The following is a 24,034-nucleotide window of genomic DNA, read 5'->3' as shown; positions in this document are numbered from 1 at the left end:
TCGACCGGGATGCCCCGCTCGACCAGACCATGATACAGAAACGTCGACAGAGGGCCGGTCTCCAGAACCACCCGCACCAAGTCGGGACAATGACGGTTTAGCCAGCTGGCCAACGCTTCGGGATCGCTCGCCACCACATCTCGCCGGAGCACACCACCCTCGGCATCGACCACACAGATATGCGTGCTCTTGTCGCTCACATCCAAACCAGCAAAGATCGACATCGGTCACCCTCCTGCATTGAAGCGTCAACGCGACTTCGTACCATCCAGGAGGGTGGCTAAATCAATTACGCGGTGTCCAAACACACCAAGGCGGCTCCGTTCCGCCGCAACGACCAGATGCTGGACGCCATGCCCATCGGAGTCATCATCTTCCCCGGCACAGGCATCCAGGACAACCTTGCCGACAAGGCCCGCAAGCTGGGTATCCCGGTCTGGAGGGCGACATGAGCGCCCCCATCTGCTATGCTGGCGACCGCGCCTGGGTGGAGGTGGATGGCGCAATCGTTGGCGTTGTTCACCGGAGGCGCAAGCCATGACCATCCTTCCCATCCTGCTGGCGATCACCGCCATCCTGATGCTGTGCTGGCTGCTGTTCACACTGGCCATCTATGCATTGCCGCTGTTCATAGGCGTGACGGCTGGCGTGTTTGCCTACCAAACTGGTGCTGGCTGGCCGGGGGCAATCCTCATCGGCGCTCTTGCAGCGGCAGTTACGTTGGTCGCAGGCAACATGCTCCTTACCAGCGCACGGCACCCGATGGCCAGACTTGCGGTCGCGATGCTGTTCGTCGCGCCGGCGGCCATCTCGGGTTATTATGCGACCCATGGAATCGTGCGGCACACAGCACCATCTGAAGCCTGGCAGCTGGCGTTTTCCATAATCGGTGCAATCGCGGTGGGCGGCACAGCGTTCGTCCGCGTGACGCAACTTTCCGCCGCCCGGCAACCCGGCGGGAATCCGCCACATGGCTAACTTGCCGGTTCAGGCGAGGGTGGACAGAGATTGGCAATGGCCTCGCCATCCGTCGTCAATCCGGGTGGAAAGCATTGTTTGAAGCGGGTCAGCGGAACATGCCTGACATATGCGACATCATTGGAACCTGATCCTCCGAGCCTCATGTCGGGATGCCCAAAAGCCATGTCAGGGAAGCTTAACGGGCTGCAGCGCAGCTCGGCACCATCCACATCTTACCGGAGCACAGGTCTCTATTTCCGGGATATCTCTTCCACCGGACAAGGAAGACAACGGGTGGCCTGCGTTCAACCTGTCATTCCCCGCCCACTCCATACAGCCTCTCTCAGGGCGTGATCTGGCCGAAGACCGGCTTCGCCTCGCCTGCCTAAGGCGCAACAGTTCCGTCACGACTTTCTTCCCCTGCCGTCTCCGCCGCCATTCCTCGCGGAAACAAGAAATTCCCTCCTGCGCTGTCCAGGCCCTTCGGGTGCGCCGGCAGGCGTCTCCGACCGGACGATACGCCATCGAGGCCGCAATGGTGCGGGCTCGAGGGAAAAGACAGGAACCTCATCATGGCCACCATCGGCACCTTCAAAAAGTCCGGCGAAGAGTTCACCGGCGAAATCGTCACCCTCAGCGTTCAGGCCAAAGGCGTGCGGATCGTTTCCGACACCCGCGCCACCGGCGAAAACGCCCCCAGCCACCGGGTTCTGGTGGGCCGCGCCGAAATCGGCGCCGCATGGTCCAAGCGCTCCAACGAGGGCCGCGACTATCTCGGCCTGAAGCTTGACGACCCTAGCTTCACCAACCCCATCTACGCCAACCTGTTCGACGACGAGGAAGGCGAAACCTACAGCCTCATCTGGTCCCGCCCAACCCGCCGCAACGGCGACTAGACGGGAACAGCACCCCGCCCGGGTAACCGGGCGGGGACAGCCCCTTCAGATCTGCCATGCTATTTGGCCCTGTCTACAGGTTAGTTACTTCATTGATTGGTTTACGGTAACCTATGAGCAAATAAGCCACGCGCACAAACCAGGAGATACACAAATTGTCCGATCTGGACCGAGATCTGCGTATTGGCGATCTTGCACGTGCAACCGGCACGACCGTCGAGACAATCCGCTACTATGAGCGGATCGGGCTACTGGCAAAGCCGGCACGAACGGACGGCAACTACCGCGCCTATTCCGATCGCGACCTGAAACGCCTGAACTTCATTCGGCATGCGCGAGGGCTCGGATTTGACGTTCCTGAGGTGCGCTCCTTGCTCGACCTCTCCGACCAGCCGGAACGGGACTGCGGAGAAGCGGATCGGATTGCCACGGGGCATCTGGTCGCCGTCAATGCGAAGATCGAGCAACTGGAACTATTGCGGGCGGAGCTGTCGCGCATGGTCGGCGATTGCCGAGGCGGTCGAGCGGCCGATTGCCGCGTGCTGGAGATATTGGGCGATCACAGCCGCTGCACGGCGGAGCATCCGAGCCCTTGACCCTATAGCGGCTTCAGGGTGCAAAAGGCTGTCATTGGCGATTCGGAGCGATTGATGGCTGGTGGCTGCTGCAATGATGGATGTGGAACGACGGCGCGAACGGCGCCGGCGTCTCCGGCGTGGCGGCGCGCGCTGTGGATTGCGCTCGCGGTCAATTTTGCGATGTTCCTGATCGAAGTGGTGGGCGGCCAGATGGCGGGCTCGGTTGCACTGAGAGCTGACGCGCTCGATTTCCTGGGAGACTCCGCCAATTATGCGATCGCGCTGCTGGTCGCGGGGATGGCACTGGTGTGGCGGGCACGGGCGGCGCTTGCAAAAGGCATCGTGCTGCTGGGGTTCGGCGGATGGGTCGCCGTAACGGCGATCCAACGCGCATTTGAGGGCACACAGCCACAGGCCTTCACCATGGGTGTCATCGGTCTTCTGGCGCTCGCCGCCAATGTCGGCGTAGCGCTGATGCTCTACCGGTTTCGCGACGGGGATTCGAACATGCGCTCGGTGTGGATCTGTTCGCGCAATGACGCGATCGGCAACATCGCGGTGGTCGCGGCCGCCTTCGGCGTGTTCGGAACCGGCAGCCAATGGCCCGATATCGTGGTCGCCGCGATCCTGGCTGGTCTTGGCATATGGGGCGGAAGCCAGATCATCCGGCATGCGCTTTCTGAACTTGCGCTTCCGGCAGAAAAGCTCCGCCGCGCATGAGCCGGACTGCTGGCGTGATAGCGCCGCCGCCCCTTCTGTATCTTGGTGGGCTTGGGGCGGGTTTGCTAGCCGACCGGCTTCTGGCACTGCCTCCTGTCGGGTTGCCGATGGGCGTTCGGATGGGCATCGGGCTGGCGTTGGGGATGTGTGGGGCTGCCCTGATCGCGACGGCGCTTGGCCGGTTTGGGCGGGCTGGAACGCCTGCCGAGCCGTGGAGACCGACTACGGCATTGGCGACAGGCGGGGTGTATCGGCTGACGCGCAACCCGATGTATCTCGGTATGGCGTTCCTTCTCTTCGCTCTGGCGGTCGGGTTCGACAGCCTGGGAACGCTTTTGCTGTTTCCTGTGGTGGTCCTCGTGGTGGACCGCTTCGTGATCTCCCGGGAAGAACTCTACCTCTCCGGTCAGTTTGGTGCGCCCTATGATGCCTATCGCCTGAAGGTGCGCCGGTGGCTGTAATGCCGCGCCGGTTGCCCATTGCGGCGCAATCCGGCATTAGCGCCGTTGTGCGATCTGTCCGATCCCTGCTGATGAATGTACGCCGTCTGGCCATCGTGATGATGGTGCTGGCGGCTGCATCGCTTGCGCCAACGGCTGTAGCAGGGGCGTATGAAGCCGGCCTCGATGCGGCGCAGATCGCCATGTCGGTCTCCAGTGTCGACGCGGATGGATGCGTGTCGAAGGCCGACGCGAAAGGGCAGAAGACACCTCTGCCCGATGGCGAACATTGCATTGCCTGTTGCCTGCACCATCACGGCCCGAATGGATTGAGCAGCGACGTCGAGACACTCGCAGCGCACCTGCCATCGCGCCATTCTTGGGTGGAGTGGCAGCCGACCGGCCTTGTGCAGGCACCGGAACCAGTCCTGATTCAGCCGCCTCGAGCCTGACGGCCGCCGCGCCCCGGCTTTGCCGGGGTTCAGCTCCTGCTGTCCTGCAACGAGGCTTTTCATGCTTGTTTTATGGCGACGCCGTTGCGTCGTATATTTTGCCTGTCTGTGGCTTCCTGCCACGGCAATTGCCGCCCAATCCCCGCTGACACTCGCCGATGCTGTGCGGGAGGCGCGGCTACGGTCGCCCCTTGGTGTTGAAACGTCCGCGCGGATCGAAGCCGAGCAGGGGCGTCTCGCCCAGGCGAAACTCCGCCCCAATCCAGAGCTCGACATCTCGGTCGAGAATTTCGCCGGTTCACGCGACTATTCCGGCACCCGGTCGGCGGAAACCACCGGCTCCTTGGCGCTGCCGGTCGAGCTGGGCGGCAAGCGCTCGGCGCGCGTTGGTGCGGCCATGGCCGGAGTGGCGATGGCTGAAGCAGAGGCCGGGATGGCGCTGCTCGATCTCGATCTGGCGGTGCGCGAGGCGCACACGCTGGCGGCGGAAGCCGAGGCGGAAGCCTTGCTGGCAGCAGAGGATGCAGCCATCGCGCGCGAGCTGGACGAAGCGGTCGGCAAGCTGGTGCGGGCCGGGCGCGAGCCGCCGCTGCGGCAGGTCACCGCTGCGGCCGAGCGTGCGCAGGCCGAAGCTGCGGTTGAACTGGCATCAGCCGAGCGCCTCGGGGCGAGGGAGCGGCTGGCTGCCCTGATCGGGCGGGATAGGGCGGACTTCGAGGTGCCGCCGCTTGCCCCCGCCCAGAAGCTCGAAACATCCGGGCAGAAGTTGGCGGCCGGGCCGGACATGACGGCCGCCCAAGTGCAGGTCGATCTTTCGCGGGCGCGGCTGCGGGAGGCCAAGTCGCAGGCCGTGCCGGACGTCCGCTTCAGCCTTGGCGCCCGGCGACTGGCCTCGGACGATGCCACCGCGATGGTGGCGGGTGTCTCCATCCCCTTCCCGCTGTTCAACCGGAACGGCGGCAACATTGCAGCGGCGTCGGCCGAAGTGCGGGGCGCGCAAGCCGCTGCAAGCCGACTGGAACGGCAGGCAAATGCCCGGCTCGTCGCGGCGGAAGCGCGCGTTCGCGGGGCCTGGGCCAGCTTCCAGACCTACGACCGCGTCGTGGTGCCCGGTGCCGCCGAGGCGCTGCGTATTGCGCGTCTTGGCTATGCGGCGGGCCGATTTCCCTATTCCGACCTGCTGATGGCCCAGCGGGGCTATGCCGAAGCCCGCCGCGCGCGGCTGTCGGCCGCCCGCGATGCCGAACTTGCCAGCGCCGAGCGCGACCGTGCCGCCGGCCTCTATCCTTTTGGAGATGCACAATGACCTTGACCCGACCCCAGATTGCGGGCGCGGCACTCGCGCTGTTGCTGGCAGGCGCCGGCGGATACGCGATCGCGACCTTCGGGCAACTGCCCGCGCAGGTCGCTGCACCAACAGAGGAACATGAAGAAGAGGCGGGCGGCGAACATGCCGGCGATGCCCTTGTTCTATCGCCCGAGGTGATCCGTGGCGCCGGTATCATCGTTTCCCGGGTGCAGGCCGGAGGGCTGGCGGCGGAGTTGCTGGCGCCTGCGGTCGTAACCGCTCCCACCAGCGGACAGGCGGTGCTGACCGCTCGTGCAGCAGGGACCGTCACGCGCATTTCAGCGCAACTGGGCGATGTCGTTCGGCCAGGACAGGTGCTTGCGGTCGTGGAAAGTCGCGAGGCCGCCCAGATTGCCGCCGAACGCAGCTCTGCCGCGGCCCGCGCGTCGCTTGCGCAGCAGACCCTGAAGCGCGAACGCACACTCTTTGAGCAGAAGGTCACGGCACGAGCCGATTATGAGCTGGCGCAGTCCGAAGCTGCCGTTGCCGAGGCCGAGGCGCGCCGCGCCATGGCGGCGGCGGGGGCGGCGGGCGTTTCCGCAGACGGCCGCGCAGTTGTTGTGACCAGCCCGATTGCGGGCCAGATCACCGCGGTTCCAGCGACGCTAGGATCCTTCGTGCAGCCCGAGACCGAGCTGTTCCGCATCGCCGACCCGCGCCGCATCCAGGTGGAGGCGTCCGTAAAGGGCAGCGACGCAGGGCGCATCGCCGCCGGGGATCGGGCGGTGCTCGAACTAGCCGATGGCAGGACTATCGAGGCGCGTGTGCGCTCGGTCACCTCCGCGCTCGACAGCGAAACCCGTGCCGCGACTGCCGTGCTGGTGCCATCCGGCGGCAATCTACGGCTCGGCCAGACGCTGCGCGCCCGCATTTTCCCGGCCAGAACCGGCAATTCGACGGCGATTGTGGTGCCAGAAGATGCCGTGCAATCGCTCGAAGGGCGAAGCTTGGTGTTCGTCCGCACGGCCGACGGGTTCAAGCCAGTCACCGTCATTACCGGCGCCCGCAGCGCAGGCCGGATAGAGGTCGTCTCAGGTCTGGCGCCCGGCGCGTCGATCGCGACCACCAATGCGTTTGTCTTGAAGGCCGATATGGCCAAGGGTGAAGGCGAGGACGACTGACATGATGGGCAACCTCATGGGCCTGTCGGTCCGCAACCGCTGGGCGATTGTCGCCCTCTTCCTGATCGTCGCGGTATTTGGTTTCTGGCAGCTTCTGAAGCTGCCGATCGACGCCGTGCCCGACATCACCAACAAGCAGGTGCAGATCAACACTGTCGATCCGGGGCTCTCACCCGTAGACATGGAAAAGCGCGTTACATTCCCGGTCGAGACCGCGCTGGCGGGCATTCCGGGGCTGGAAAGCACGCGCTCCATCTCGCGCAACGGCTTCAGCCAGGTGACCGCCGTGTTCAGCGAGCAGACCGACCTCTATTTCGCCCGCCAGCAGGTAAGCGAACGGCTGGGGCAGGCGCGTGACAGCCTGCCCGAAGGCGTGCAGCCGCAGATCGGCCCCGTCACCACGGGCCTCGGCGAAGTGCTGATGTATACGGTCGATTTCACCCACCCCGACGGCAAGGGTGCGCCCAAGGCCGATGGCAAGGCCGGCTGGCAAGCGGACGGCAGCTACTTGACGCCCGAAGGCGACCGGCTGACGGACGAGGTTTCGCGTGCCGCCTATCTGCGCACGGTGCAGGACTGGATCATCCGCCCGCAGCTGCGCAGCGTGCGCGGCGTGGCCGGCATCGACTCGATCGGCGGTTTCGAGAAGCAATATGTTGTGGAGCCGGACCCCGCCAGGCTGATCGCCTATGGAGTCTCCTTCAGTGAACTGGGGAAGGCGCTGGAAGCTGCCAATCTGGCGGTGGGCGCAAACTACTTCAACCGCGGCGGCGAGGCCTTCCTGGTTCGCGCCGACGCCCGCATCCGCAACCTCGCCGAGATCGAGGAGGCGGTGATTGCAACGCGCGGCGGCGTTCCCGTCGCCGTGCGCGACGTGGCGACCGTGCGCATCGGCGGCGATCTGCGCACCGGTGCTGCAAGCATGAATGGCCATGAGGTCGTCATCGGCACCACGCTGATGCTGATCGGCGAGAACAGCCGGATCGTGGCCGGCGATGTCTCCGAAAAGCTGGAGACGGTAAAGCGCTCGCTGCCGCCGGGCATCAAGGTGGAGACCGTGCTGGATCGCTCGAAACTGGTGAGCGCCACCATTGGCACCGTGCAGAAGAACCTGATCGAGGGTGCCATCCTGACGGCGGTGGCGCTGTTCCTGCTGCTGGGGAATTTCCGCGCGGCCTTCATCGCCGTCCTGGTGATCCCGATGTCGTTCCTGATGATGGCGACAGGCATGAATGCCTTTGACGTGCCGGGAAACCTGATGAGCCTTGGCGCGCTGGATTTCGGCCTGATCGTTGACGGCTCGGTCGTCATCCTGGAGAACTGCCTCAGACGACTTGCCGAACGGCAGCACCACGAAGGGCGCCTGCTGTCGCTGCAGGAGCGACTGGAGGAAACCACGCTGGGCGCGCAGGAAATGATCAAGCCCACGGTTTTCGGGCAGGCGATCATCCTCCTCGTCTTCGTGCCGCTGCTGCTGTTCAGCGGTGTGGAGGGCAAGACCTTCTCGCCCATGGCCATCACCATCATGCTGGCGCTGGTCGCAGCCTTCCTGCTGTCGATCACGCTGGTGCCGGCGCTGGTGGCACTGCTGGTGCGGGGCGAAGTCTCCGAAAAGGAGGTGCGCGGCATCGTCTGGCTGAAGCAGCGCTATGCGCCGCTGCTGGAGCGCTCGGTCGCCAACCCCTGGCCGTTCATTGCGGGCGGCTTTGCGGTGTTCGCAGCCGCCGGCCTGCTGTTCACCACACTCGGGCAGGAGTTTATGCCAACGCTCGACGAGCGCGACATGGCGGTTGCCTCACAGCGCGTGCCATCGACGTCGCTGGAACAATCGCTCGCCATGCAGAAGGGCGTGGAGAGGGCTATTTCCAGCCTGCCCGAAGTCAAGCTGATGTTCTCGAAAACGGGCACCGCCGAAGTCGCGACCGACCCGATGCCACCCAATATGTCCGATAGTATCGTGATCCTGAAACCAAAGGACGAATGGCCCGAAGGCGTCAGCAGCAAGACGGATGTGATCGAGCGGGTCGAGGCGAAGGCCAACAGTCAGGTTGGCCAGGGCTTTGAAATCAGCCAGCCGATCCAGCTCCGCTTCAACGAACTGATCGGGGGCGTGCGTGGGGACGTGGCAATCAAGCTCTATGGTGACGATCTGGAGCGGCTGAGCGCAACCGCCAGCCAGATTGCGGCGGCTCTCAACGCCACACCCGGCGCGGCCGATGTGCGAGCCGAACAGACAGCCGGTTCTCCGACCCTGGATGTGCGCTTTGATCGGGCCGCCATCGCCCGCTTCGGCCTTACGGTGGAGGAAGTGGCAGACACCGTCGCTACTGCATTGGCAGGTCGTGAGTCCGGCCTGGTGTTCGAAGGCGACCGGCGGTTCGACGTGGTGGTGCGCATGCCGAACGAGGCTCGTGCCGATCTCGACGCGCTTGCGGCAACGCCAGTGATGCTGCCAGAGGAAAGCAGTGGGCATCGGGCTTCCATCCCGCTCGGCGCTGTTGCGCAGTTCCGCTTCAGCGAGGGGCTGAACCAGATCAGCCGTGAGAACGGCAGTCGCCGCGTGGTGATCCAGGCCAATGTGCGCGGCCGCGACGTCGGCTCGTTCGTGGCGGATGCCATGCCCAGGGTCGAGGCGGTGCCGCTCCCGGCCGGCGCCCATATCGAGTGGGGCGGCCAGTTCCAGAACCTGCAGGCGGCGAACCAGCGGCTGTCGATCGTGGTGCCGATCGTGTTCGGCATCATCTTCGGGCTGCTCTACATGGCTCTCGGCAATGTCCGCCGTGCGCTGGCTGTTTTCACCGCGGTTCCGCTCGGTGTCGCGGGCGGCGTGTTCACGCTGGCGCTCACCGGTATCGCCTTCTCGGTGTCGGCGGCTGTCGGGTTCATCTGCCTGTCGGGCGTCGCGGTGCTCAACAGCCTGATCGTGATGACGGCCATCGGCCAGCGGATCGATGATGGCATGGAGGTCAGCCGCGCCATCATCGACGGAATGATGGAAAAGGTGCGACCGGTGCTGATGACAGGCCTGGTGCCTGCCATCGGTTTCGTGCCCATGGCACTCGCCACCGGCACCGGCGCCGAGGTGCAGAAGCCGCTCGCCACGGTGGTGATCGGCGGGCTGGTTGTCGCGACCATCCTGACGCTGCTGGTGCTCCCGGCCATCTCGAAAGTGATGCTGAGCCGTGAGAAGCCGGTGGAGGGCGCCGGTGATTTCGGCCCCGACCTCGTGCCTGCGGATAGAAGCTGGATATAACGGAATCCATGAAACTGCTGCGCATCTACACCGATGAGGCGGCCTATTTCGGCGACCACAAGCTCTATGCGGTTATCGCCACCAGAGCCCGCGATGCCCATCTGGCCGGAGCCACAGTGCTCAGGGCCATGGTGGGATTTGGCAGAAGCAGTCACGTCCACAGGCGACATGTGCTGGAGAACGACCAATCGATGGTCATCGAGATCGTCGACACGGAGGCGCGCGTTCGCGCCTTCGTGGAGACGCTGACAGACTTGCCCGAAGCTGGCCTCATCACGCTGGAAACCGTTGAGGTCCTGTCATGAACCAAAGGCGCAGCTGGAGGAGCGGCATCCGCATGACCAAACAATTTTTGGGCGAGACTTGGCTGAGCGGACGCGCCTACAGCTTCTACAGCTGCTCGGCGGATAAGCGGATCCAGCCACTCGGTTCGCACAATGACCAGGCCAGCAAACCGAGAGGCTTACGGGCATGAGCGAGGAAGCTGTCGAGATCGCAACAGCGGCGCAGCGGCGAACCCTGTGGATCGTTCTTATGCTGAACGCCGGACTTGCGCTGGCCTTTGTCTCGACCGGTCTCGTGGCGCAGTCAACCGCGCTGATTGCCAACGGCATCGACAATGCTTCGGACGCGATCGTCTATGTCATCAGCCTTCTGGCGCTTACGCGTCCGCCGGCGTGGAAACGGGGAGCAGCCCGAGTTTCTGGCGTCCTGCTGCTCATCTTCGCAGCCGGGATCCTGCTCGAAGCCGTCCGAGGCTTTGTCAGCGGGTCAGAGCCCGTTGGCCTGACGATGATGCTGATGGCGCTCGGCGCGGCGGTCGTGAACTGGATCTGCCTTCGCTTACTTCAACGGCTGCGCAAGGCCGATGTCGCCACGCGCGCGGCTACGACATTCAGCGCCAACGACTTCATTTCCAATGCTGGCGTGTTGGTGGCAGGCGGGGCTGTGCTCTGGACAGGCGCGGCTTGGCCGGATCTTGTGGTCGGCGTGGCGATTGCAGCAATCGCCATCAAGGGAGGCGTCGAAATCTTCCGCGATGCGAATGCTGAAGCGAAAGCTGGGCGCGAAAGAAGCATTGCCGATGGCAAATGATCATTCGGCTGGGGTGCACGATGATTGCAACGCGCCCAATGCCCAGCGGCTGTCCTCGGCACTTGGTCTCACTGCCACCTTCGTCATCGAGCTGGTCGTCGCCACTGTACTGACGCTGCTCGTGCTGCCGGCCATCTAGAAGGTGATGCTGGGCCGCCAGAAGCCGGAGGGTGATGTCAGTGATTTCGATCCTGGCCTCGTGCCGGCGGAATAGGAGACCGAGAATGGCCGAAAAGCTGAAGATTGAAATCCCGCTTGTGCTGCCAGAGGTAACAGACGCAGCCGACGCCTGCGTGCAGCGGCTTGTTGCCGAGCTGAAGGGGCAGCAGGGCGTCACGGATGCGCATGTCGCTCCGCCTTCTGAAGGTCCGGCGCTGCTCTGCATCCACTACGACCCGGATATTCTCCCCTTGTCGCGAATTCGCGAGCTGGCCGAAGCCGCTGGCGCCGAAATCACGCAGAAATTCGGACATATTTTGTGGCAGATGGGCGGCCCGCTCCACCCGCGCAGGGCCCGCACCATTGCAGAGAGTCTGCGCCAGCTTCCCGGGGTGCTGGAAGCAAATGCCAATGGCGCCGGCGTTCTGAGCGTCGAATATGATCGTGCGACAGGCTCTGAACCGGCAATTCGCGCCGAGCTGAAAAGGCTTGGTGTAGGCCCCACCGCATCGCTGTCACCGGACGCCGACGACGACCATGCTGGCCACGATCATGCCCCCGGCGAGCATGGCCATTCCCACGAGGGCGGCGGACCGTTCGGCGCAAGCAGTGAACTGATCTTTGCGCTGGTCTGTGGCGGGCTGCTGGTGGCGGGTTTCGCCATCGAAAAGCTGGTGGCCGCAGCGCCCGGCTGGCTGCCGCTCGCCTGCTACATCGGCGCCTATTTCTTCGGCGGCTTTTTCACTTTGCGCGAGGCGATCGACAACGTCCGCCTGAAACGCTTCGAGATCGATACGCTGATGCTGGTGGCAGCTGCCGGCGCCGCGGCACTCGGCGCCTGGGCGGAAGGCGCGCTGCTGCTGTTCCTGTTCAGCATCGGCCATGCGCTGGAACATTATGCCATGGGCAAGGCCCGGTCTGCAATCGAGGCACTTGCCGAGCTTGCACCGGAGACTTCAACCGTCCGCCGCGATGGCGCGCTGGCGGAGGTTCCAGTGGCCGAGCTCGAACCGGGCGACATCGTGGTAGTTCGACCCAATGAGCGGCTCGCGGCTGATGGATTCATTGTCGTCGGAACAACGGCCATCAACCAGGCTCCGGTGACGGGCGAAAGCATGCCCGTCGACAAGCGCCCGGTTGGAGAAGCGGCTGCAGCGCGCGCGAAGCCGGATTTGGTGGCGGCTGAAAGCAGGGTATTTGCCGGGACGATCAACGGGGCCGGTGCCATCGAGATCGAGGTGACCCGCCGCGCCGGTGAGACGACGCTGGCCAAGGTCGTCCGCCTCGTCAGCGAGGCTGAAACCCGCCGCTCGCCCACGCAGCGGTTCACCGATCGCTTCGAGCGGGTGTTCGTGCCACTGGTGCTCGGCCTTGCAGTGCTATTGCTGTTCGCCTGGGTGGTTGTGGACGAGCCATTCCGGGACAGCTTCTACCGCGCCATGGCGGTTCTGGTGGCTGCCAGCCCCTGTGCGCTTGCCATCGCCACGCCCAGCGCCGTGCTTTCCGGTGTCGCCCGCGCGGCGCGCGGCGGTGTGCTGATGAAGGGAGGCGCCCCTCTCGAACTGCTAGGGTCACTGGATGCCATTGCCTTTGACAAGACGGGCACACTAACGGTCGGCGAGCCGCGCATTCGCAGCGTCATCACGGCTCCGGATGTCGACGAGCAGGACCTGCTGGCCGTTGCAGTCGCTGTAGAGACGTTGTCCGACCATCCGCTGGCGCGCGCGATAGCACGCGACGGGCGGGAGCGGCTGACCACAACGAAAGTTCCTGGGGCGAGCGACCTGAAGAGCCACACAGGACAAGGTGTGTCCGCGAGACTTGATGGCGAACTGGTGCTGATCGGCAAGGCAGAGATGTTCGGCGCCGGCGATATCGCACCTCTTTCCGATGCGATGCAGGCGGCAATCGCCCAATTGAGGGAAGCGGGCCAGACCAGCATGGTCGTGCGCCGGGGCGACCGCGACCTGGGCGCTATCGGGCTGATGGACACGCCAAGGCCAGAGGCGCAAGCTGCTCTGGAGCGACTGCGCCAGATCGGTATCCGCCGCATGATCATGATTTCGGGGGACCATCAGAAAGTTGCCGAAAATATCGCCCGGGATGTCGGGCTCGATGAAGCCTGGGGCGACCTCATGCCCGAGGACAAGGTGGAGGCCATCCGCAAGCTGCGTGCCGAAGGCCAGGTTGCTATGGTGGGTGATGGCGTGAACGACGCGCCCGCCATGGCCAATGCGACGGTCGGGATAGCCATGGGAGCAGCCGGGTCTGACGTGGCGCTGGAAACTGCCGATGTTGCGCTGATGGCGGATGACCTTTCCAACCTGCCATTCGCGGTGGGCCTCAGCAGGCGCACACGCTCCATCATCCGGCAGAATCTGTTTGTTAGCCTGGGCGTCGTCGCACTGCTTGTGCCAGCTACCATCATGGGGCTTGGCATCGGTCCGGCTGTTGCGCTCCATGAAGGGTCGACGCTGCTGGTGGTGTTTAACGCGTTGAGGCTGCTCGCCTATCGCGAATAGCCCGCAAGTGCGCCCGAGCTTAAAGACTGTGTGATGAAGCTGGAGTTTCGATCCCACGCTAGAGCCCAGCGGCTGCCATCCGACTTCTACCGAGCATTGTCGATACTTTCTTCAGGTGTGGGCCAAGCCGGGTGATCAATCCTTGCACCATTCCATGACGAGGAAGTTGGGCACCCGGGTGTAGCGGCGGCCCCAGTCGCCGTCGGTGCCCATCGTTTCAATCCAGGCTTTCGCGGAGGCGTCCCAGCCGTCTGTCATCAAGTATTTCCTGTCCTCAGCAGATTTCCCGCCGCACCCGTCTTCTGACGGCGGCGTACCTGAAGGCCATCCCAGAAACTCCGCTCGCATCTCCATGAAGCATGGCGGCAATTTGGCACCGCATGCCGTCGGGACGGAGCTTTGAAACTTTTCTGGGAGATTCAGGCTTGTAGCCGGTCATTAATTCTATATTTCTCGAATTATGGATTTGGGAGATGCACTCAACGGCTTGGCCGCCCTGTCACAGCAGACGCGGCTGGAGACCTTTCGCCTCCTCGTCCGCCATGAACCAGTCGGCTTGCCCGCAGGCGAGATCGCACGCCAGCTCGATGTGCCGGCCAATACCCTTTCCACTCACATCGCAATTCTGGCGCGCGCGGGGCTGGCCACCTCAGAGCGACACAGCCGGGTCATCCAGTATCGCGCCGATCTGAACGGCCTGCGCGCCCTGATGCTGTTCCTAGTGAAGGACTGTTGCGGTGGAAATCCCGAGCTATGCGGCCCGCTGCTCACAGAACTCGCTTGCTGCTGAAAGCCTGCCATGCCCATCGACATAGTCATCTACCACAATCCAGCCTGCGGCACCTCGCGCAACACGCTGGCGCTCATTCGCAATGCCGGCATCGAGCCGCATGTGATCGAGTATCTGCAAACACCGCCATCGCGCGCCATGCTGGAGAGTCTGGTTGCACGCGCCGGCCTCACGCCTCGCGCATTGCTGCGCGAAAAGGGAACGCCGTACGCGGAGCTTGGCCTTCCCAACGCGGAGCTTACCGACGCTGAATTGCTGGATGCCATGGCCGCACACCCGGCCCTCATCAACCGGCCGCTGGTGGTTTCGCCGCTGGGCGTGAAGCTCTGCCGCCCGTCGGAAGAGGTCCTGGACTTGCTGCCAAGCCCCCAGCGCGGCGCCTTCACCAAGGAAGATGGCGAGCAGGTGATCGACGCTGACGGCAAGCGCGTGAACGGCTGACAATGAACCGCCTTTCGTTCCTCGATCGCTATCTGACACTTTGGATCTTCCTCGCCATGGCGGCGGGGGTGGCACTTGGCCGGCTGGTGCCCGCGCTGCCGCCGCTGATCGAAGGGTTCAGCATCGGCACCACAAATATCCCAATCGCCGTGGGACTGATCCTGATGATGTATCCGCCACTCGCCCGCGTTCGCTATGAGGAACTGCCGCTGGTCTTCAAGGACAAGCGCATCCTGGCGATCTCTCTGGTGCAGAACTGGATCATCGGGCCGGTGCTGATGTTCGCGCTGGCGGTGATCTTCCTGCGTGACGAGCCCGAGTATATGACCGGGCTGATCCTGATCGGGCTCGCCCGCTGCATCGCGATGGTGATCGTGTGGAACCATCTGGCGCGGGGCGACAACCAGTATGTCGCCGCGCTGGTGGCCTTCAATTCCGTGTTCCAGATCCTGTTCTTCAGCGCCTATGCCTGGTTTTTCCTGGCCTTCCTGCCGCCGCTGCTGGGCCTGCAGGGCAGCGTGATCGACGTGAGCTTCTGGACGATTGCGCAAGCGGTGCTGGTGTATCTCGGCATCCCCTTTGCCGCCGGGTTCCTGACGAGACGCGTGCTGATCTCCGCCAGGGGCAACGACTGGTTTGAAGGGGCTTTCCTGCCGAAGATCGGCCCGGTCACCCTGCTGGCGCTGCTGTTCACGATCTTCGCGATGTTCAGCCTGAAGGGTAGCGATATCCTGACCCTGCCGGGCGACGCCATCCGCATCGCCATTCCGCTGGTCATCTACTTCGTGGTGCAGTTCCTGATCAGCTTCTGGATGGGGAAGCTGATCGCGGCGGATTATCCGCGCACGACGGCGGTTGCGTTCACCGCAGCAGGCAACAATTTCGAGCTGGCGATTGCCGTCGCCATAGCCGCCTTCGGGCTGGCCTCCCCGGTGGCGTTCGCCGCCGTCATCGGCCCGCTGGTGGAAGTGCCCGTGCTGATCCTGCTGGTGAGCGTGGCGCTTCGGCTTGGGCGTCTCTGGTTTCCGGAAAGCGCGCCGCAATGAACCGCCTGCGCACCTTGCCCGACCCTTTGCATCTGCCGGCTCTAAGGCCGGAATATCTCGACCGCGTCCCAGCCCTCGGTCTTGGCGCAATGACGCCGCCACCGCGCATCCTGCTGCTCTACGGCTCGCTCAGGGAGCGGGCCTTCTCGCGCCTTGCCGTGGAAGAAGCCGCGCGCCTGCTGCAGCTGTTCGGCTGCGAAACGCGAATCTTTGATCCCGCAGACCTGCCGCCACCAGACCTTCTGCCCTACGACGACCATCCAGCGGTGCACGAACTGCGCGAGCACTCCATCTGGTCCGAAGGGCAGGTGTGGTGCAGCCCGGAGCGGCATGGGCAGATCACCGGGGTGATGAAGGCGCAGATCGACCATTTGCCGCTGGCGATGAAGGGCGTCCGCCCGACGCAGGGCAGAACGCTTGCCGTAATGCAGGTTTGCGCCGGCTCGCAATCTTTCAACAGCGTCAACACCTTGCGCATCCTTGGGCGATGGATGCGGATGGTGACGATCCCCAATCAATCGAGCATTGCGAAAGCCTATGCCGAGTTTGACGACAATGGGCGGATGAAACCCTCAAGCTATTACGACCGCATCGTCGACGTGATGGAGGAGCTGGTGCGGTTCACCGTGCTTCTGCGCCCGCATGCCGAGCAGATGGTAGACCGCTATTCCGAGCGCAAGGACCGCAATGCGCCGGTGGATACGCCGGTGGAGCAGGCCGGGCTGGCGTAACACATGATGGCGGCAACAGCTTCGCCTGTCAGAGCCCAATCGGGAGCGTTCCACAGTCGGAAACTCCTTACGCGGATGTTTGTCGAGGACGACTAACTGCTTTCGTCAGGTTCCACTTTGCTGCGCAAATCCGCAATGTCGGCGAACACCGAAATTCTGAGAGAGGCTAGAAAGACTTGGCGGTACGAGCCAAAAAAATATCAAAATGGGCTACGATCTGTCAGCAGCCGGTTTAACAAGATCAAGTAGGGAGACACCCAGCGCGCATGCCAACTCGTACAACGTGATGATTGTTGGATTTCGCCTGCCGCGCTCCAGGCTGCTGATATATTGCTGGCTGAAGCCGGAGCGAGCCTCAACATCCTCTTGTGTCAGGCCTTTTTCGTGCCTGATGCGGGCGAAGTTTTGGCCGACCAGTTTGCGCATATCCATGCGCCATCAGATCGCGGCTTACACACTATGAGTTTATCAACTATAATGTGTATCGGCTTTGCCTGTTTCGGAATTGCTACCCCAAGGCAAGGTTTTGGCTTGGAAAGTGCCTCAAAACAGTCAACAAAGCTGTCAGGTTGGAACAAGGATGTCGCCATGGTCGAATCCAGCCCTGTCACACTCGATGAGCCACCCGCCGCGGAGGCGATAACAGCTTATGACCATGCGCATTTGACGCTCTATCTGCAGTTGCTGGATTTTGCGCAGTGCGGCGGTGATTGGCAGCAGGGCGTGCGGGAAATCTTTGAAGCTGATCCCACCATTGATCCGGAGCGAAGCAGACATGTCTATGAGGCCCACCTGGCCCGCGCCCGATGGATTAGTGAAAAAGGCTATCGCGGACTGGTGTCTGGTAGCTGAAAGCAGCCCCGTGATGCGCTCCGGGCATCACGTCCCGCAGCTTTTGCAGCTTCCGGCCCGCCTGATAATCCCTCACATCCAGAAGACTTTGCATGGTTAACGGACCAGGAGGATTCGATGACTGGAGAGGATTCGCGCTGGCGCTCGGCTGACGCATATCGCCGTATCGAACGGCTATCCCCATCAGACATCGCTTGGGAATTCCTGCGACGAAACCCGGACTACATCCGCGACTACTAGGCATTCGCCAGTTCAGGACACGCCGCACCGCTAGCAGAGGAACTCTGCCAGCACTGGGGGTTGCGATTTCCCGGTCGATCCGGCGCTGCATCCCCCTGACGTTGCGGTCTTCTGGTCGCCGCTGCTCGATACCGGCAGTGTCATCCTTCAGCAGGCACCGCCGCTCTTTGGCGAGGAGGCAGGTCAACCAGCAATTGCATCCCCCAAGGGCCAGGTGGATGAACTCGGGCTCAATATCCGGCTTCCGATTGGCGCTGACGACGCATTGAACGTGCTGCAAATGGATGGCCAGAAGGATAGCAAACTGGTCGCCATCGTCCCGCTATCGATCGATGGCTTTGGCCGCTTGGCGGCGCTTCATCGCCTTCTTGCTCTGCTGCACGCGCGAGCCATTCCACCCGACACGCGGATGTCTGGGCAGCAGCGAACGCGGGCTGCCAAAATGTTGCGTGCATCGGATGCCCGGGCACAGGGCGCAAGCCAGCAGGATATTGCGCGCAATTTGCTGCGCATCGCCAAGCAGGATCGTCACAACTGGCAGGAATCCTCCGCCCGTTTCGCGGTCATGGCCCTGCTGCGGGATGCCAGGGCAATGATCTCGGGCGGCTATCGGAAACTGCTTCGTCATCGCATCCGGCCCTAGCTTGTCGCTGCCCGCGCGCGGTGTGCGAACTCAGCACCCCCTACCTCCGCACACCTTCTCACCGTTTCCAGTGCGCCATGGTCGTCGCTGCCCACCGCCCGTGATCGGCGGCCTTCAGAAGCAGCCGGAGACCAGACCATGCCCGCCGATTCCGCACCACTCCCGCCACGCTACCTTCGGACCAAAGAGGCGGCGCATTTTCTGAGCCTGTCCGCCAGGACGCTGGAGAAGCACCGGACCTATGGAACTGGGCCAGCTTATCACAAGCTTGGCGGCCGGGTGGTCTACGCGCTCGACGATCTGGAGACTTGGGTGAACCGCGGCGCTGTCACATCCACTTCAGACCCCCGAGGCTCCGTATTGCCTGCCCGCCGCCATGCCGGCCTGCCATCAATGGCGGCGCACAATCGCCCCTTCCCGGCGCGTTGATCGAGAACCTGTGATGGGTAATCAGGAACACCTTCCAGCGGAACGTCGCCAGCTGGAACTGTTCCGGGCGCTGCCCGGAAAGATCGCGGCCCGCGATGCCCAGGATTTGATGGCCTATCCGTTCTTCTCGCTCAGCAAATCGCACCGTGTTGTGCCGATCAACTTTGAGGCTGGGGGCGTGTCGATTCGGGTTGAGGCGGTGCCGGACCATGGCATGGCGACGATCTGGGATGCCGATATTTTGATATGGGCCGCCAGCCAGATTGTGGAGGCCCGCGATCTCGGGGAATCCACCTCGCGCCTGATGGCAACGACCCCCTATGACATCCTGACCTTCACGGGCCGCGGCACGTCGGCACGGGACTATCAGCGGCTGAAGGCAGCGCTCGACCGCCTGCAATCGACCACGGTTTCCACGACAATTCGCCAGCCTGCCGAAGGCCGGCGCCACCGCTTTTCCTGGATAAATGAGTGGCAGGAACGCACAAGGCGCGACGGTCGGCCAGCAGGAATCGAACTGATCCTACCCGACTGGTTTTATGCCGGCGTGCTGAACGATGCGCTCATCCTCACGATCGATCGCGGCTATTTTGATCTGACGGGCGGTCTCGACCGCTGGCTCTATCGCCTGGTGCGCAAGCATGGTGGGCGGCAGGGCAACGGTTGGCGATTTGATTTCCGGCATCTGCACCTGAAGTCTGGCAGCCTTGCGCCCTTCAAGCGGTTCGCGTTCGAACTGCGGGATATCATCCGCCGCCAGCCATTGCCCGGCTATACGCTCAGCATTGAGATAGAGCGCAGCGGCCGCGTGCTGCTGGCCTTCCAGCCGGCCACCTGTGGACAATTTCCGGACGGTATCGTGCTATCGGGAACCCGCACTATCGTGCCGTCGGGAACCCGATTGTCGTGCTATCGGGAACCGGAATCAGGCTCAACCCATTCCCGTACCAGCAGAATTCGGGCGCCTAACGACTCTAACCCAGAATCTAACATAGAAGATTGCGATAGAGTCGCTGGGGATAAGTCGCCGAAGATTCGATCTGGCGATCTGTTTGCCGGGAAAGGGCAGCGGCCATGAGCCATGTCCCCGGCTATCCGCGCCCGGAAACGCTGACGCAGGTCGATCTGGTGTGGATCGAGAAGCGGGTCCAGCACTGGATCCGCTTCGGCCGCCCGGTTCGCGACGACATCCGGGATCGCAGACGGCGTACCATTGCCTTCCGTCCCGGGAGTGTGTTTGCCTTCATCCAGTGGGCAGCCAACGACTATGGCACCATCCTGTCCCGGATTGATATCCTGCGTGCGGTTGGCGCTGGAGAAGCGTTTCAGACTGTCCCCAATGTGCGGCCAGGCGGCGAGTTGCTCCTGTCCATGGACGGCTGGCCCAAGGTGCAGAGCGTGCTCCAGCACATTGATGATATCGAGTCTGCCGACATCGACGCTTGCGCGGTATCCCCAGATCACTGGCGCCATGTGCACCACTGCCTGAGCGCAAAAATCGCCCCTCGCGCTTACACGAAGATGCGGCATGCGGCTTGGCTGAAGCGGCGGGAAATCGAGCGATGACCCGGCTCGGATATGCACGCCTGACATGGTTTGCGACGCTTGCTGTCGCTGCCACCACGCTGATTACTGTGCCGGTGAAACTGGTATGGAACGCGTCGGCCAGTGTGCCTGTCGGCTTCTACCGGATCAGCAAAGCCGATGCGCCACAGATCGGCGACCTTGTGTTGATCAGGCCTTCCCAACCCATCGCCCGCTTTATGGGCGAACGCCAATATGTCGGTCCCCGCACGCCACTTCTCAAACATGTGGTGGCGGTTCCGGGCCAGCAGGTTTGCCGCTTCGGTATGCGGGTCATCATCGAAAGCAACTATCGTGGCAGCGCGCTTTCGCACGACCGGAGCGGACGCCTGCTGCCCGTATGGCAGGGATGCCATACCCTTCAATCCGGCCAGCTCTTCCTCATGAACCCCGCCGTCCCGAACAGTCTGGACGGCCGCTATCTCGGCCCCACGGCCGCCACTGCCGTAATCGGACGCGCCTTCCCGCTGTTCGAGCGTTCGCGCCCAGTCGCGGCCGGCCAGCAGCAGAAACGCCCGCCTTCAAGCACTTCCATCACAAGAGAAGGAGACCTGAAATGTCACAGATCGGCACGTTCCAGCGCTGCGAGAATGGCTTTGCCGGGCGCATTGATACCCTGATGCTGGCCAGGGAGATCACCCTCGATATCGCCGAAGTTCAGAACAGCGAGAATGCGCCCGACTATCGTGTGCACGCGGGCGATACGGATGGCCCGGAGATCGGCGCCGGCTGGAAACGGAAGGGTGAACGGGCCGGAGATTATGTCGCGATCATCATCGATGATCCGCTTTTGCCACAGCCGATTCGCGCCAATCTGTTTCGGGACAATGCTGATGGTGCGTTCTGGTCCCTGCACTGGAACCGCGCCGACAGGGCTGGGGGAAAGCGCTGAACCATGTCCCGCATTGGCACGTTTTCCCGCATTGGTTTGCTGCTGTGCTGTGCGTCATTTGTCGGTGGGATTGCCAATGCGCGGCCGGTCAGCGCGACGTTGAACAGTGCCGCGGTGGCCTCCGCGATAGCAGAAGCGTCTCGCAGATTTGGCATTCCCGAGAGCTGGATTCGTGGCGTGATGCGCGCCGAAAGCGCCGGAAATCCGCACGCGATATCCGTCAAGGGCGCGATGGGTTTGATGCAGTTGATGCCCGCCACCTGGGCCGAGCTTCGCATTCGATACGCCCTTGGAAACGATCCCTTTCATCCACCGGATAACATCATGGCGGGGACGGCTTACCTGCGGGAGTTGCATGATCGCTACGGATCGCCGGGATTTCTGGCAGCCTATAATGCTGGTCCGGGTCGTTATGAACAGCATCTGCGGGGCCGCCCATTGCCAACAGAAACGCGCGTCTATGTGGCGAGACTGGCGTCATCGCTTGACGTTGGTAAGTCCGGAATTGCCGGAAAAGTGGCTGCGATCGATCCACATGCGTGGACACGATCGGCCATTTTCGCCGCGTCACATCAGACCCAACCGACCGCAAAAAAGGCGCTGGCCGATGATAATGTCGGTCCGGCATTTGAGCTGAGGGCAGACCTTCGGAAAGGGTTGCTGGCCTCCAGTTCACTCGCTCACGAAACGACACCCGCAACGCCGACCGGAGGCATTTTCGTTGCCCGATCCCGCCCGGATTCCAGGCCATGACCCCAATCGGCATAATGCGCGGGTTCGGATACCGCTGCGTGCGATGTGCCCTGAAACTGTGGAAGTGGGCCAGAACAGGTTTTCGATGGCAGGATAAAGGGTGGCGAGGTGTCGCCGCCGACGGTCGTGGGATCTCAATTGTTTATAGGCCAGTTTCGCGAGGTGCGGCATATGGAGCGCACATCGCGACATCATCGATAATCATGCAAGTTCAGATAGATGCCGCAATGTGCGTGCCGAAGCGATGACTGACGACAAGGAATTTCGTATCCGGCCAGGGCGCATCCGCTCCACGCGTACCCAGCAGGCCAGACCATTCATCTCGCAACTTTTGGCAGGCGTTGAAAAGGCTGGCGGACGCGTCAACCGCTCCGGGCAAATCGTGCGTGGACGCCGATCCCGCTTTGGCAAGGGCCAGGCGGCAACGATTGCGGCCCGTCAGCAGATCAATGCCCGTTCCCGTGGTGCCGTCATCAAGGCCCGCCTTGTGCGCAACCGCGGGAAGGCCGCACAGCTTGGAAGCCACCTTGATTATCTTCAGCGCGACGGCGTCACACGTGATGGAGCAGAAGCGGGGCTCTTTGGTTCGGCCGGTCAGGAAATCGAAGCAACGGACTTCGCCGAACGCTGTCAGGGCGACCGGCACCATTTCCGTTTCATCGTGTCGCCAGATGACCCGCTGGAGATGGCCGACCTCCGGTCGTTCACCAGCGACCTCGTTGCCCAAATGGAAACGGACCTTGGAACCCGGCTGGATTGGACGGCGGTAGACCACTGGAACACCGAGCATCCGCATGTGCATCTTATCGTTCGGGGCATCCGGGACGATGGTGAAAATCTGGTCATTTCGCGAGACTATATCAGCGAAGGCATGCGGGACCGTGCGCGGGCAATCATCACCGATGAGCTGGGGCCACGCACGGATCTCGACATTCGTCAGAGCATCGAACGACAGATCGGTGTGGAACGCTGGACGCAACTCGACAGGCAAATGCAGCGGGATCAGGATCGTCATGGTATCATCGACGTCGCGCCAGTTCCCGGCCGTACGCCCGATGCAATGGACGTCGCCAAGGTCGGACGGCTGCGCAAACTGGAGACGCTGGGTCTCGCCAGCCAGATTGGCGCCGGCCAGTGGTCATTGGCAGAGCAGGCCGAGTCCACGCTGCGGGAGCTTGGCGAGCGCGGCGACATCATCAAGCGTATGCACCGGGCGCTGGGGGATCGCGGCATTGAGCGCGGCAGTGCGTCCTTCGTGCTCGCGGCAGAAGGCATCGATCAGCCCGTTATCGGTCGCCTCGTCGTGCGCGGTCTGGACGATGAACTGAAGGGCAGCGCCTATGCCATCGTTGATGGGACTGATGGGCGCACCCACCACATCCGTCTGCCCGATCTGGAGGCGACTTCCGACGCCGCACCAGGCGCCATTGTCGAAATGCGCGCATTCGAAGACGCGCGTGGCATTCGCCTGAAAGCGCTCGCCGTCCGGTCGGACATCGATATCAACCGGCAGGTGACTGCGATCGGTGCCACCTGGCTCGACCGCCAGTCAATTTCGCGCGATCCACCCTCACTGTCAGACGGTGGCTTTGGCGCGGAAGTGCGCGAAGCAATGGAGCGGCGTGCGCTGCATCTGGTCGGCGAAGGCCTTGCCGAGCAACGCGGCCGGCGCATTATCTTCGCCGCCCAGTTGCTGGACACGCTGCGTCAGCGTGAGTTGGACCTGCTGGCAGGCCGAATTGCCGGCGAAACCGGTCTTCCGCACAATCCATCCCAACCCGGCGAACATGTGTCGGGCAGCTACCAGCGGCGCATTGCGCTGGCATCCGGCCGCTTTTCGATGATCGGCAACGGGTTCGGCTTCCAGCTCGTGCCCTGGTCACCGGCGCTAGAGCGGCATCTCGGGCGGGAGGTGTCGGGCATCATGCGCGACAGTGGCGGGATCGACTGGAGCTTTGCCCGCAAGCGGGAACTGGGCCTGTGATGTTCGCCCGTCCGTTCTGCACGATAGCCTAGCCGGCGGCGCGCCCTGCTCCCGAACACCGTTGCGGCCACTGGAAAACCCATGATCTGCAAGGTCGCCACTGTC

General features: G+C 63.1%; 29 protein-coding genes and 2 pseudogenes. 28 read left to right on the top strand and 3 right to left on the bottom strand.

Going from position 1 to position 24,034, the window contains the following annotated elements:
• Positions 1-224, bottom strand: a pseudogene (locus tag FJQ54_RS10400) (IS110 family transposase); the annotation flags it as partial.
• 72 nt (positions 225-296) lie between these two features.
• On the opposite strand from FJQ54_RS10400, the gene FJQ54_RS17495 reads away from it, so the two are divergent.
• The 14 genes from FJQ54_RS17495 to FJQ54_RS10335 all read left to right on the top strand — a co-directional run bounded on the left by FJQ54_RS17495 (position 297) and on the right by FJQ54_RS10335 (position 13,544).
• Positions 297-452: a hypothetical protein gene (locus tag FJQ54_RS17495; protein ID WP_181160095.1), complete on the top strand. Its 156-nt coding sequence runs from the start codon at positions 297-299 to the stop codon at positions 450-452.
• Positions 453-537: 85 nt separating this feature from the next.
• Positions 538-978: a hypothetical protein gene (locus tag FJQ54_RS10395; protein ID WP_140928349.1), complete on the top strand. Its 441-nt coding sequence runs from the start codon at positions 538-540 to the stop codon at positions 976-978.
• Between the two features lie 554 nt (positions 979-1,532).
• Positions 1,533-1,856, top strand: a complete 324-nt coding sequence (locus FJQ54_RS10390) for a DUF736 domain-containing protein (RefSeq protein ID WP_140928348.1) — start codon at positions 1,533-1,535, stop codon at positions 1,854-1,856.
• A gap of 176 nt (positions 1,857-2,032) precedes the next feature.
• On the top strand, positions 2,033-2,452 hold the full coding sequence (locus tag FJQ54_RS10385) for a MerR family transcriptional regulator (RefSeq protein ID WP_140928358.1): 420 nt from the start codon (positions 2,033-2,035) through the stop codon (positions 2,450-2,452).
• Positions 2,453-2,506: 54 nt separating this feature from the next.
• Entirely contained in the window at positions 2,507-3,154 is a 648-nt protein-coding gene (locus tag FJQ54_RS10380) for a cation transporter (RefSeq protein ID WP_140928357.1), read from the top strand.
• A 119-nt stretch (positions 3,155-3,273) separates the two neighbouring features.
• The gene (locus FJQ54_RS10375) at positions 3,274-3,615 is read left to right on the top strand and encodes a methyltransferase family protein (protein ID WP_207790406.1); all 342 of its coding nucleotides are present in this window, start codon (positions 3,274-3,276) and stop codon (positions 3,613-3,615) included.
• Positions 3,615-4,046: a DUF2946 family protein gene (locus tag FJQ54_RS10370; protein ID WP_140928346.1), complete on the top strand. Its 432-nt coding sequence runs from the start codon at positions 3,615-3,617 to the stop codon at positions 4,044-4,046. The genes FJQ54_RS10375 and FJQ54_RS10370 overlap by 1 nt, the downstream gene beginning before the upstream one ends.
• 163 nt (positions 4,047-4,209) lie before the next feature.
• Positions 4,210-5,352, top strand: a complete 1,143-nt coding sequence (locus FJQ54_RS10365) for a TolC family protein (RefSeq protein ID WP_207790405.1) — start codon at positions 4,210-4,212, stop codon at positions 5,350-5,352.
• Positions 5,349-6,515 (top strand): efflux RND transporter periplasmic adaptor subunit, encoded by a 1,167-nt coding sequence (locus FJQ54_RS10360; protein WP_140928344.1) that lies wholly within the window; start codon positions 5,349-5,351, stop codon positions 6,513-6,515. Before FJQ54_RS10365 ends, FJQ54_RS10360 begins: the two co-directional genes overlap by 4 nt.
• Before the next feature lies 1 nt (position 6,516).
• A complete protein-coding gene (locus FJQ54_RS10355) occupies positions 6,517-9,768 on the top strand; it encodes an efflux RND transporter permease subunit (RefSeq protein WP_140928343.1) in 3,252 nt (1,083 codons plus the stop codon).
• An 8-nt stretch (positions 9,769-9,776) separates the two neighbouring features.
• Positions 9,777-10,073, top strand: a complete 297-nt coding sequence (locus FJQ54_RS10350) for a DUF190 domain-containing protein (protein ID WP_235890401.1) — start codon at positions 9,777-9,779, stop codon at positions 10,071-10,073.
• 166 nt (positions 10,074-10,239) lie between these two features.
• Positions 10,240-10,863 carry a cation transporter gene (locus tag FJQ54_RS10345; RefSeq protein WP_140928341.1) on the top strand — a complete coding sequence of 208 codons (624 nt, stop codon included), beginning with the start codon at positions 10,240-10,242 and terminating at the stop codon, positions 10,861-10,863.
• Complete coding sequence (locus tag FJQ54_RS10340; protein ID WP_181160094.1) at positions 10,853-11,002, top strand: hypothetical protein; 150 nt, start codon at positions 10,853-10,855, stop codon at positions 11,000-11,002. Before FJQ54_RS10345 ends, FJQ54_RS10340 begins: the two co-directional genes overlap by 11 nt.
• Before the next feature lie 85 nt (positions 11,003-11,087).
• Positions 11,088-13,544, top strand: a complete 2,457-nt coding sequence (locus FJQ54_RS10335; protein ID WP_140928339.1) for a heavy metal translocating P-type ATPase — start codon at positions 11,088-11,090, stop codon at positions 13,542-13,544.
• 135 nt (positions 13,545-13,679) lie between these two features.
• On the opposite strand, the gene FJQ54_RS17950 is transcribed toward FJQ54_RS10335, so the two are convergent.
• Entirely contained in the window at positions 13,680-13,802 is a 123-nt protein-coding gene (locus tag FJQ54_RS17950; RefSeq protein ID WP_268920571.1) for a hypothetical protein, read from the bottom strand.
• Between the two features lie 202 nt (positions 13,803-14,004).
• Between FJQ54_RS17950 and FJQ54_RS10330 the strand changes: the two genes are divergently transcribed.
• Genes FJQ54_RS10330 through arsH form a run of 4 tightly spaced genes read left to right on the top strand, consistent with a single transcriptional unit; the run spans position 14,005 to position 16,552 of the window.
• Positions 14,005-14,334, top strand: coding sequence for an ArsR/SmtB family transcription factor (locus tag FJQ54_RS10330; RefSeq protein ID WP_140928338.1), 330 nt, complete (start codon positions 14,005-14,007; stop codon positions 14,332-14,334).
• Positions 14,335-14,343: 9 nt separating this feature from the next.
• Positions 14,344-14,775: an arsenate reductase (glutaredoxin) gene (gene arsC, locus FJQ54_RS10325; RefSeq protein ID WP_140928337.1), complete on the top strand. Its 432-nt coding sequence runs from the start codon at positions 14,344-14,346 to the stop codon at positions 14,773-14,775.
• A 2-nt stretch (positions 14,776-14,777) separates the two neighbouring features.
• Positions 14,778-15,821 carry an ACR3 family arsenite efflux transporter gene (gene arsB / locus FJQ54_RS10320; protein ID WP_140928336.1) on the top strand — a complete coding sequence of 348 codons (1,044 nt, stop codon included), beginning with the start codon at positions 14,778-14,780 and terminating at the stop codon, positions 15,819-15,821.
• Positions 15,818-16,552: an arsenical resistance protein ArsH gene (arsH, locus tag FJQ54_RS10315; RefSeq protein ID WP_140928335.1), complete on the top strand. Its 735-nt coding sequence runs from the start codon at positions 15,818-15,820 to the stop codon at positions 16,550-16,552. Before arsB ends, arsH begins: the two co-directional genes overlap by 4 nt.
• Before the next feature lie 210 nt (positions 16,553-16,762).
• On the opposite strand, the gene FJQ54_RS10310 is transcribed toward arsH, so the two are convergent.
• Positions 16,763-16,984, bottom strand: coding sequence for a helix-turn-helix domain-containing protein (locus tag FJQ54_RS10310; protein ID WP_140928334.1), 222 nt, complete (start codon positions 16,982-16,984; stop codon positions 16,763-16,765).
• Here FJQ54_RS10310 and FJQ54_RS17805 point away from each other — a divergent pair.
• The 10 genes and pseudogenes from FJQ54_RS17805 to FJQ54_RS10265 all read left to right on the top strand — a co-directional run bounded on the left by FJQ54_RS17805 (position 16,883) and on the right by FJQ54_RS10265 (position 23,929).
• On the top strand, positions 16,883-17,404 hold the full coding sequence (locus tag FJQ54_RS17805; RefSeq protein WP_235890403.1) for a hypothetical protein: 522 nt from the start codon (positions 16,883-16,885) through the stop codon (positions 17,402-17,404). The two genes, FJQ54_RS10310 and FJQ54_RS17805, sit on opposite strands and share 102 nt — an antisense overlap.
• A 117-nt stretch (positions 17,405-17,521) precedes the next feature.
• On the top strand, positions 17,522-17,644 hold the full coding sequence (locus FJQ54_RS18120) for a transcriptional regulator domain-containing protein (RefSeq protein ID WP_408006019.1): 123 nt from the start codon (positions 17,522-17,524) through the stop codon (positions 17,642-17,644).
• Positions 17,645-17,858: 214 nt separating this feature from the next.
• Positions 17,859-18,287, top strand: a complete 429-nt coding sequence (locus tag FJQ54_RS10300) for a DUF2285 domain-containing protein (RefSeq protein ID WP_207790404.1) — start codon at positions 17,859-17,861, stop codon at positions 18,285-18,287.
• Positions 18,288-18,425: 138 nt separating this feature from the next.
• Positions 18,426-18,716, top strand: coding sequence for a helix-turn-helix transcriptional regulator (locus FJQ54_RS10295; protein ID WP_140928332.1), 291 nt, complete (start codon positions 18,426-18,428; stop codon positions 18,714-18,716).
• A gap of 13 nt (positions 18,717-18,729) precedes the next feature.
• Positions 18,730-19,563 (top strand): annotated as a pseudogene (locus FJQ54_RS10290) (replication initiator protein A); the annotation flags it as partial.
• A 227-nt stretch (positions 19,564-19,790) separates the two neighbouring features.
• Positions 19,791-20,282, top strand: a complete 492-nt coding sequence (locus FJQ54_RS10285) for a DUF2840 domain-containing protein (RefSeq protein ID WP_140928330.1) — start codon at positions 19,791-19,793, stop codon at positions 20,280-20,282.
• Positions 20,252-20,920 carry a S26 family signal peptidase gene (locus FJQ54_RS10280; RefSeq protein ID WP_235890400.1) on the top strand — a complete coding sequence of 223 codons (669 nt, stop codon included), beginning with the start codon at positions 20,252-20,254 and terminating at the stop codon, positions 20,918-20,920. Before FJQ54_RS10285 ends, FJQ54_RS10280 begins: the two co-directional genes overlap by 31 nt.
• On the top strand, positions 20,857-21,192 hold the full coding sequence (locus FJQ54_RS10275; protein WP_140928328.1) for a DUF736 domain-containing protein: 336 nt from the start codon (positions 20,857-20,859) through the stop codon (positions 21,190-21,192). The genes FJQ54_RS10280 and FJQ54_RS10275 overlap by 64 nt, the downstream gene beginning before the upstream one ends.
• Positions 21,193-21,195: 3 nt before the next feature.
• Entirely contained in the window at positions 21,196-21,945 is a 750-nt protein-coding gene (locus FJQ54_RS10270) for a lytic transglycosylase domain-containing protein (protein ID WP_140928327.1), read from the top strand.
• Positions 21,946-22,189: 244 nt separating this feature from the next.
• The gene (locus FJQ54_RS10265; protein ID WP_140928326.1) at positions 22,190-23,929 is read left to right on the top strand and encodes a relaxase/mobilization nuclease domain-containing protein; all 1,740 of its coding nucleotides are present in this window, start codon (positions 22,190-22,192) and stop codon (positions 23,927-23,929) included.
• The last annotated feature ends 105 nt before the right edge of the window (positions 23,930-24,034 follow it).

Origin of the sequence: Sandaracinobacter neustonicus (assembly GCF_006385875.1) — a bacterium.
In the GTDB taxonomy this organism is placed as follows: Bacteria; Pseudomonadota; Alphaproteobacteria; order Sphingomonadales; family Sphingomonadaceae; genus Sandaracinobacteroides; species Sandaracinobacteroides neustonicus.
This window is presented reverse-complemented; position numbering and strand designations above follow the sequence as displayed.